Source organism: Nocardia sp. NPDC058497 (genome assembly GCF_042720195.1).
Classification (GTDB): Bacteria; Actinomycetota; Actinomycetes; order Mycobacteriales; family Mycobacteriaceae; genus Nocardia.
Window position 1 is genome coordinate 1 of the sequence record NZ_JBHXMY010000232.1, and the last position, 8,682, is coordinate 8,682.

Annotated in this window: 8 protein-coding genes and 1 pseudogene; 7 read left to right on the forward strand and 2 right to left on the reverse strand. The window is 69.0% G+C overall.

All coding sequences use genetic code 11. The features are described 5' to 3' along the window. The first annotated feature begins 30 nt into the window (after positions 1-30). The 6 genes from zapE to ACFWPJ_RS17130 all read left to right on the forward strand — a co-directional run bounded on the left by zapE (position 31) and on the right by ACFWPJ_RS17130 (position 5,457). Positions 31-1,053: a cell division protein ZapE gene (gene zapE / locus ACFWPJ_RS17105; protein ID WP_378852386.1), complete on the forward strand. Its 1,023-nt coding sequence runs from the start codon at positions 31-33 to the stop codon at positions 1,051-1,053. A gap of 138 nt (positions 1,054-1,191) precedes the next feature. Then, complete coding sequence (locus ACFWPJ_RS17110) at positions 1,192-2,130, forward strand: DUF4129 domain-containing protein (RefSeq protein ID WP_378852388.1); 939 nt, start codon at positions 1,192-1,194, stop codon at positions 2,128-2,130. A gap of 135 nt (positions 2,131-2,265) precedes the next feature. Next, complete coding sequence (locus ACFWPJ_RS17115; RefSeq protein ID WP_378852390.1) at positions 2,266-2,760, forward strand: hypothetical protein; 495 nt, start codon at positions 2,266-2,268, stop codon at positions 2,758-2,760. A gap of 17 nt (positions 2,761-2,777) precedes the next feature. After that, positions 2,778-3,740 (forward strand): MoxR family ATPase, encoded by a 963-nt coding sequence (locus tag ACFWPJ_RS17120; RefSeq protein ID WP_189029784.1) that lies wholly within the window; start codon positions 2,778-2,780, stop codon positions 3,738-3,740. Continuing rightward, entirely contained in the window at positions 3,737-5,011 is a 1,275-nt protein-coding gene (locus ACFWPJ_RS17125) for a DUF58 domain-containing protein (protein ID WP_378852392.1), read from the forward strand. The genes ACFWPJ_RS17120 and ACFWPJ_RS17125 overlap by 4 nt, the downstream gene beginning before the upstream one ends. After that, positions 5,008-5,457 (forward strand): hypothetical protein, encoded by a 450-nt coding sequence (locus ACFWPJ_RS17130; protein ID WP_378852394.1) that lies wholly within the window; start codon positions 5,008-5,010, stop codon positions 5,455-5,457. Before ACFWPJ_RS17125 ends, ACFWPJ_RS17130 begins: the two co-directional genes overlap by 4 nt. A 100-nt stretch (positions 5,458-5,557) precedes the next feature. Here the strand turns inward: ACFWPJ_RS17130 and ACFWPJ_RS17135 are convergent, their stop codons facing one another. Both ACFWPJ_RS17135 and kstD read right to left on the reverse strand, forming a co-directional pair. Further along, positions 5,558-6,418, reverse strand: a complete 861-nt coding sequence (locus ACFWPJ_RS17135; protein ID WP_378852396.1) for a MaoC/PaaZ C-terminal domain-containing protein — start codon at positions 6,416-6,418, stop codon at positions 5,558-5,560. A gap of 35 nt (positions 6,419-6,453) precedes the next feature. Further along, entirely contained in the window at positions 6,454-8,139 is a 1,686-nt protein-coding gene (kstD, locus tag ACFWPJ_RS17140; RefSeq protein WP_378852398.1) for a 3-oxosteroid 1-dehydrogenase, read from the reverse strand. Between the two features lie 292 nt (positions 8,140-8,431). Here kstD and ACFWPJ_RS17145 point away from each other — a divergent pair. Continuing rightward, positions 8,432-8,682: pseudogene (locus ACFWPJ_RS17145) on the forward strand (2-keto-4-pentenoate hydratase); the annotation flags it as partial.

Genomic DNA, 8,682 nt, shown 5'->3' on the forward strand with positions numbered 1-8,682 from the left:
TCTACAACTGTAGAGGACGAGGAGGTTGTGATGAATTCCGGCACGGTGGTTCTGGACCCGGCCCAGGTGGCGGCGGCCGACGCGCTCGCCGCCCTGCTCGACCGGCACGCCCGCCCACGCAAGCGGCACCGGGGCATCTATCTGCACGGCAGGCCGGGCCGCGGCAAGACGATGGTGATGGACCGCTTCTTCGCGAGCGTCGACTCCGACCGCAAGCGCCGCTTCCATTTCCACAGCTTCTTCGCCGCCCTGCACACGGCGGCAAACGAGCTCGGTTCGATCGAACGGGCCGTCGCCGCGCTGCTCGCCGACGCCGACCTGGTGTGTTTCGACGAATTCCACGTCAACGACATCGGCGACGCCATGCTCGTCGCCCGCCTGCTCGACACCCTGTTCGCCCAGCGCCGCACGCTGGTGGTCACCTCGAACTACCCGCCCCGCGACCTACTGCCGAACCCGCTGTTCCACGACCGTTTCGTGCCGACCATCGAGCGCATCCTGGCCAACCTCGACGTCGTCACCCTCGACGGTCCACTCGACTACCGGACCCTGGGCACCCGCCGCGACAGCGGTTTCGTCTCGGGCGCCTACATCCTCGAGGTGTCCGGCATCGATGCCGGCCACCGATCCGGCATCGACACAGTCCATCGGACTGGCGCCGAGGCGGGGGATCGGACCGGCGTCGACCTGCCTATAGGGAACGGCCGCACGGTACGGGCACACACCGTCGACGCCGACGCGGTGACCTTCGATTTCGAGCAGTTGTGCGGCACACCGACCAGCGCGGCCGACTACCTCGCCCTGACCAGCCGATTCCACCGCTGGACCCTGCTCGCGGTCCCGCCCCTGCGCGAGGTGCCGCCGGACTGGGCCATGCGGCTGGTGAACCTCATCGACGTCCTCTACGACGCCGACCTACCCTGCACGATCCACGCTCGCGAACTGGTAACCGAGCTGACCACAGGTGTTCCCGCGATCCCCGACCTGGCCCGGACGGCGAGCAGGCTCGGTGAGTTGCCACTGATCGACGACGCGATCGTTCGCACCGCGTAACAAGCCGGGGAATTCGGGGGGAGAATAAAAGGGGAGGTTATCCAAAGTATCGATTTCCTCCCGAGCGAACCACTCGGCATGTAACTATGTGGCTGTTTTGTGCAGGCTCTGGGGTTTGGTGGTACAGCTGTGATCGGGGTGAGTCAGCCCATTCCGCGGGCGATCGTCGTGATCGCACTGCTTGTCGCTGCGACGATCGCGTTGCAGGGCTATCTCCCCGGTGCCGGTCCCGCCGAATCGTCGACCAGCGCCCCGTCGCCGCTGATGGTGGCGGTGATGCCGGTGCTGCTGCTGGTGTCCATCGTCATCCTGATCGCCGGAGTGATCGCCAGTCAGCATCGTCTTCCGCTGGCCATGCCGCAAGCCGAACGCGAGGCGACGCCCCGCTTCCCATGGCGCAGGCTGGTGCTGCTCGGTCCGATCATCCTGGCCGTGCTCGCGCTGGTCTTCGCGGGCGGTGTGACCGCGCTGTTCCTGCTGCCGGGAGCAAAGCCGATGCGCCCGGCCTCGGAGACCCTGCCCGAAGGCTCCGGCCCGGTCCCGACCCCGACCGACGCGCCCGCCCCCGACCCCGGCACCGGCCCCGCCGAACTGACCGGCACCGCGCTGGTGATCGCCGGCGTGCTGGCCCTGGTGCTGATCGCGCTGGCGCTGCTTGGACTCATCGTCGTCGCGCTGGCCTCGCGCCGCGAACCCGCGCCCGCCGTCCCCGCTCTCCCCGACACCGCGCCGAGCGCCGTCGACTCGCTCACCAGGGCCGCCGAGATGGGCCTCGCCGCGATGAACGCGCCGGGCCAGGACCCGCGCACCGCGATCATCGCCTGCTACGTGGCCATGGAGCGCGGCCTTTCCAGCGACAGCGCCGCCCGCCCGCAGGCCTCCGACACCCCGATGGAAGTCCTGGCCCGCGCGTTCGAAAGCGGTGTGCTGCACGATGCTTCGGCACGCGAGCTGGTCGCGCTGTTCGAGGAGGCACGGTTCAGCCCGCACTCGATGCTCGAATGGCAGCGCATGCGCGCCGAGCAGCTCCTGCGCATCGTGCTCTCGGATCTGCAGCGAAGGCTGGTCGCGGCATGAGAGGTCAGCGCCCGGAGGAGGTAGCTTGCGTGACCACGCAGGGCGCCCGAGCATGCCGGGAGGACACAGCATGAGCGGCCGGCGTTGGGACGCGCGAGCGTGGCCGGTCGCCCGAGCAGGCCAGGGGGTCACAGCATGAATCGATCGTCCGTGATCGCGGCCGCGGTCGTCGTTGTGCTGCTGATCGAGGTGGCGCTGGTGCGGGTGGCCCGCGACGCGGTACTGTTCGCCGTCGCGCTGCCGGTCGCGATCGCACTGGCGATACTGCTCTGGTCGATGCGGCATCGCGTGGTGCGCGAGGAACCGCTGACCGAGTACATCGACAACGGCCCGGCCGAGATGCTGGGCCGCTGGCACGCGCGCGCCGAGATGCTGACCGCGCGCGCCGACGGCACGCGCGCGGACTGGGACCGCCACCTGCGACCATTGCTCGCCAAGGAGTTCGAACTGTCCACCGGCCTGCGGGTCGCCAAGAACCGAAGGGCCACCGAAGCTGCCGGTCAACTGCAGTTCGGACCCGAGTTGTGGCGCTGGGTCGACCCGGCGAACTCGGCATTGCGCGACCACACGGGTCGCGCACCGGGTAGGGAGGCGCTGGACGAGATCCTGCGCCGATTGCAGACGATGTGAGGGGTTAGAGGCCACCGATGACCATGCCGTTGAACGTGACCGTCCAGCGCTCCGACGCCGTGCTGCGTGAGCTGGGCCGAGTCGTGGTCGGCAAGCGCGATGAGATGCAGCTCATCATGATCGCCGTGCTGTCCGGAGGACATGTCCTCATCGAGGACCTGCCAGGTCTGGGCAAGACGCTGATCGCACGGTCCTTCGCGGCCGCGCTCGGCCTGGATTTCACCCGCGTGCAGTTCACGCCTGATTTACTGCCCGCTGACCTGCTCGGCTCGACGATCTACGACATGTCGTCGGGCCGTTTCAATTTCCGTCGCGGTCCGGTTTTCACGAATGTCCTGCTCGCCGACGAGATCAACCGCACCCCGCCCAAGACGCAGGCGGCGCTGCTGGAGGCCATGGCCGAGGGGCAGGTGAGCATCGACGGCGAAACCTTCCTGCTCCCACAGCCTTTCATCGTGCTGGCCACCGACAACCCGATCGAGTACGAGGGCACCTACCCGCTGCCCGAGGCCCAGCTCGACCGCTTCGCCATCCAGCTGCGGCTCGGCTATCTGTCCGAACAGGACGAGACCCAGATGATCCGGCGCAGGCTAGAACGCGGCGCGACGCCGCCGCAGGTCGGCCAGGTCGTCGACGCGCAGGGTCTGATGGAGATGCGCCAGTCGGTCGAGTTCGTCACCGTGCATCCCGATGTCGTGAACTACGTGGTCGCGCTCGCCTCGGCGACGCGCAGTCACCCGCAGGTCGAGGTCGGCGCCAGCCCGCGCGCCGAACTCGATCTGGTGCAGATGTCGCGAGCCCGCGCGCTGTTGCTCGGGCGCGACTATGTGATCCCCGAGGACGTGAAGGCGCTGGCGGTGCCCGCGATGGCTCACCGCATCACCCTGCGTCCGGAGATGTGGGTGCGCCGCATCCGGGGTGAGGACGTCATCGCCGAGCTACTGCGCCGGCTACCGGTGCCCCGCGCCACCAGCACATGAAGCACCGCGACGAATCCAGGACGGTCGAGGTCGACCTGCGCTGGCGGCCCGCCCCGCTGGTGTTCATCCTGGCCGGGTGTGCCGCGGCGGCGCTGGTCGTCGCGGTATTGCGCGGACAGTGGCAGCTCGTGGTGTTCGCCGCTCCGATGCTCGGCGTGCTCGCCACCGCGCCGTGGCAGCAGAACCCGACCAGGATCCAGGTCGACGGCAGCGGCACCGTGCGCTGCTTCGAGGGCGAGGTGGTCGGCTGCAACGCCGCCGCCTTCGTCGAGAGCGGGCACGCGCTGCTGCGGATGACGGCGGTGCCGCTGACCGGTCTCGAGATCGAGGTCGAGGAGTCACACGACTCCGGCGGTGCGCCGGCGGGCATGCAGCTGGCGCTCTCGGCGACGCGCTGGGGCCGGTATCCGGTGCAGGTCAAGGTGTCCGCGCTGAGCCCGGCCGGGCTCGCGATCGCCACCGCCGAGCTGCCGGCGGCCAAGCTGTATGTGTACCCGATCGCCGATCCGCAGCGAATGCGCTTGCCGCGCACCGAGCTTCCCGACCGGATCGGCACCCACCTGACCCGCAAGCACGGTCCCGGCGTCGAATACGCCGACATCCGTGCCTTCGCGCCCGGCGACCAGCTGCGCACCGTCAACTGGGCGGTGAGCGCGCGCCGGGGCAGGCTCTACGTCACCGAACGCTTCACCAACCGATCCGCCGACGTGGTCGTCCTGGTCGACACCTCCCAACAGGCGCCCGGCCCCGCCACCGCCTCGCTGGAACTCTCGGTGCGCGGCGCGGCGCAGGTGGTGCAGTCCACCCTGCAAGCCGGTGACCGCACCGCCGTCGTCTGCCTGGGTGATTCGCCGCGCTGGCTGCGCCCCGATATCGGCCGCAGGCAGTTCTACCGGATCGTCGACACCGTGCTCGGCGTCGGCGACGAGCACGTCGAGACCACCGGCACGCTCGCCCCGCACGCCGCGGTGCCGATCGGCGCGATCGTCGTCGCCTTCTCCACCCTGCTCGACACCCAGTTCGCGCTGGCCCTGATCGACCTGCGCAAACGCGGACACGTGGTGATCGCGGTCGACGTCCTGCGCGGCACGCCGTTCGAGGAGGGCCTCGACCCGACCATGGCCAAGATGTGGCAGCTCGAGCGCGCCTCGATGTATCGCGACATGGGCACCGTGGGCGTCGACATCATCGCCTGGCCCGCCGACACCAGGCTCGATCAGGCCATGCGACTGCTGCCCGACCATCGCCGAACAGTGCGGGTGCGCCGATGACGAGATTCCTCGCCCTGCTCGCCGGCCTGCTGCTGGTCGTCGCGGTCGCGTTGATCAACCCGTTCGCCGGGGTCGCCGCGCTCGCGCTGGTCGTGGTGAGCTGGTGGTGGCGGCCCGCCGCGATCGGCGCGGTGCTGGTGGTGATCGCGGCGCTCGCGTTCTCCGATGTGGGTGTGATCGCCGCCGCCGCGACAGGGTTGGTGGCGACCACCTACCTGCTCAACGCGGCTGTCCTGCACGCGCCCGAAGGTGTTGTGCCGACGACGATTCCGTCGGTCGGCGGCGCGATGCTGTTCACCATCGCGGCCGCCACCGCCGCCCTGGTTCCGGTGGAACTGGTCTGGGCGCCGCTGGCAGCGCCGGTACTGATCATGCTGATCTACGCGCTGCTGGTCGGCGGACTGGTCGGCAACGGCACGCCCGCCGAAGAGGTGCGGACGGACTGACCCGCGACGCGTACCTGCCGTCCCGGCACGATCGCTGGTCCGTCGGGCGGAACGAGAAATGCCCGCCGGACGCGGTGTCCGGCGGGCATTCTGTGTCGAATCAGGCGATGCGCAGCGCGATCTCGCCGAGCACCGGAGCGTCCTCGCGTTCGACCACGGTGGCGGCGCCGATCAGCTCGTCACCCTCGCGCCACACCTTGATGCGCAGGGTCTCGCCGGGGTACAGCACTCCGGCGAACTTGGCCCGGAAGCCGCCGACCCGGCTCGCGTCACCGTCGAGCAGCCCGTCGGTGAGGGCCTTGCAGACCACGCCGTAGGTGCACAGTCCGTGCAGAATCGGTGCGGGAAAACCTGCGCCCTTGGCGAACTCGGGGTCCGAGTGCAAAGGGTTGCGGTCACCACAGAGGCGGTAGAGCAGGGCCTGCTGCGGCAGCGTCGGAGTCAGGATCTCGGCGTCGGGCGCCCGATCGGGCAGCGCGGCCTTGGCGCTCGGCCCGCGCTCGCCGCCGAAGCCGCCCTCGCCTTTGGCGAAGATCGAGGAGCGGACGGTCCACAGCGGTTCACCGTCGGAGCCGAGGACGGTGTTCTCCTGGACGATCACCGCGTTGGCGCCCTTGTCCCAGATCTCGCTGATCCGGCCGGTGCTGGTCGCCTTGCCGCTGGCCGGAATCGGCCGGTGCACCACCACTTCCTGGTGGCCGTGCACCACCTTGGCCAGGTCGATCTCGATGCCGGGGAAACTCACCTTCGGCGCCTCGGTCTCGCCGAGGGTCGGTGCCACCGTCGCGAACGTCGGCAGCACCTGGGGTGCCTGGTCGTCGAGGTAGGTCAGCTCGACCGGGTCGAGCGGGTGCGCACCGGCGCCGAGGCCGAGGTGGTAGAGCTGCACGTCGGTGGGCGTCCAGCTGAACTCCCGCGCCGGGAGCGGCGCGCCGAGTGCGGTCTGGAGGTCGATGGGCATTGCTTACTCCTGCGGGGTCGGGGTGTTGTCGGTCGTCACGCGGTGGCTTTCGCCTTCTTCGCGGCGACGATGTCGAGCACCGCGAGGTAGGCGAAGGTGATCGCGGGTCCGATGGTGGCGCCGGGGCCCGCGTAGGTGTGGCCCATCACCGGGGCGCTGGAGTTGCCCGCGGCGTAGAGGCCATCGATCACCGAATCGTCTTCGCGCAGCACGCGGCCGGCGGTATCGGTGACCAGGCCGCCCTTGGTGCCGAGGTCGCCCGGCACCATCTTGGCCGCGTAGAACGGGCCCTGCGACAGCTCGGCCAGGCACGGGTTGGGCTTCACGGTCGGGTCGCCGTAGTAGCGGTCGTAGTGGCTGTTGCCGCGGCCGAAGTCCTCGTCCTTGCCCGCGGCGGCGAAGCCGTTGAACCGTTCCACCGTGGCGGTCAGCTTCTCGGCGGGCACGCCGATCTTGCCGGCTAGTTCCTCGATGGTGTCGGCCTTGACGATGTTGTCGTTCTCCAGCCAGCGCGACGGGAAACGCTGACCCGGCTGCAGACCGGCGAAGATGTAGCGGTTGCGGTAGCGCTGGTCGAACACCAGCCAGGCCGGGATGTTCTCGCCCGGGCCCGCGCCCTGGCCGTACTCGCCGCCGTACATGGTGTGCACCGCCTCGACGTACGGTGCCGACTCGTTGCCGAACCGCTCGCCCCGGTCGTTGACCATGATGGTGCCGGGCAGATTGCGCTCGGCCAGCGCGAACCAGGGCTTGCCGCCCTTGAAGATGGTCGGACCCCACCAGGCGTCCTCCATGAATCCGACCGTCGCTCCCACTGCCATGCCCGCGACGATGCCATCGCCGGTGTTGGCCGCGGCGCCGGTTGTCCACTCAGTGGTTATCGGCTGTCGCTGGTACTTGGCGCGCATGTCGGCGTTGTGCTCGAAACCGCCGCTGCCGAGGACCACGCCGTAGCGCGCGGTGAAGGTCACCGACTCGCCGTCGACGGTGGCCTTGACGCCGGTGACCCGCCCGTCGGTGACCACCAGGTCGGTGAGCGGGGTGTTCAGCAGCACCGGAATGCCCGCGTCGAGCAGGCCCTTGCGCATGGCGGCGATGATCGCCTGGCCCATGCCGAGCAGGTGCTTGCCGGAGAACTTGGCCAGGTAGGTGCGGGCGCCGACGCGCAGTGCGCGCATCATGCCCTTGGGGTGGCGCTTGATCAGGTTGAGCCGCACGAAGTCGGCCTGCATGACGACCACGTTCAGCGGCGCCTTGGCGTAGGGCGGTTCGAGGTTGGCCAGTTCGGCGCCGAGCACCTTGCCGTTGAACGGCGTCGGCTCACACGAACGTCCCTGGCTGAGCCCGCCCGGTGCCTCCGGGTAGTAGTCCGAGTAGCCGGGAACCCACTTCATCTTCAGCGGGGTGTGATCGAGGACGAAGTCGAAGGCCTCGGCGCCGCGATCGAGGTAGGTGTCGATCTTCTCCGCGGGCACCACGTCGCCGATGATGCTGTGCAGGTAGGTGCGCGCGTCCTCGCGGTCGTCGGGGCGGCCGGAGGCCTTCAGCGCCTTGTTGCCCGGAATCCAGACGCCACCGCCGGATCGGGCCGTCGACCCGCCGTAGTGCGCGGCCTTCTCCAGCAGCACGACGCTCAGTCCCTTGTGGGCCGCGGCGAGGGCGGCGGTCATCCCGGCGGCGCCGCTACCGACGACCACCACATCGTATTCCCGATCACTCATGTGGAACACGTTATAGAAGTGATCCGAAGTTTGGCAGGCCAAAATGAAACTCGTTCTAGTGGGCTCCGCGGTTTGCCTGCAATATGGTAGAACGTGTTATAGAAATCACCATTGGTTGCGTTGTATGGTCAGGTGAACGGCTGACACATGTGTGCGCAACCAGTTACAGTTTTGACGTCCGGAACCTACGGGCCGTGCCGCTGGTCCGAGGACCGTGCGACCTGGCCCGACCGGCCGACGGTGCGGCGATGATGTCGACCGCGGCCTGACGCTGCCTAGCTAGGAGGTCCGCGTGCTGCCTGACGCGGTACGAACTCAACTCGCCGACGAACTGGCCCGCGCCGAGGACGAGCGGGTCGCCGTGTCGCCGCTCGTCGACCGGTTTCCCGACATCGACGTCGTCGACGCCTACGAGATCCAGCTGCTCAACATCCAGCGCCGGCTGAAGTCGGGCGCCAAGATCGTCGGCCACAAGGTAGGGCTGTCGTCGAAGGCGATGCAGGAGATGATGGGCGTCGACGAGCCCGACTACGGTCACCTGCC

Excerpts from the sequence above, each read along its gene's own strand:
- zapE (WP_378852386.1), top strand. The coding sequence starts at position 31 with ATGAATTCCGGCACGGTGGTTCTGGACCCGGCCCAGGTGGCGGCGGCC.
- ACFWPJ_RS17120 (WP_189029784.1), top strand. The coding sequence starts at position 2,778 with ATGACCATGCCGTTGAACGTGACCGTCCAGCGCTCCGACGCCGTGCTG.
- ACFWPJ_RS17125 (WP_378852392.1), top strand. The coding sequence starts at position 3,737 with ATGAAGCACCGCGACGAATCCAGGACGGTCGAGGTCGACCTGCGCTGG.
- ACFWPJ_RS17115 (WP_378852390.1), top strand. The coding sequence starts at position 2,266 with ATGAATCGATCGTCCGTGATCGCGGCCGCGGTCGTCGTTGTGCTGCTG.
- kstD (WP_378852398.1), bottom strand. The coding sequence starts at position 8,139 with ATGAGTGATCGGGAATACGATGTGGTGGTCGTCGGTAGCGGCGCCGCC.
- ACFWPJ_RS17130 (WP_378852394.1), top strand. The coding sequence starts at position 5,008 with ATGACGAGATTCCTCGCCCTGCTCGCCGGCCTGCTGCTGGTCGTCGCG.
- ACFWPJ_RS17135 (WP_378852396.1), bottom strand. The coding sequence starts at position 6,418 with ATGCCCATCGACCTCCAGACCGCACTCGGCGCGCCGCTCCCGGCGCGG.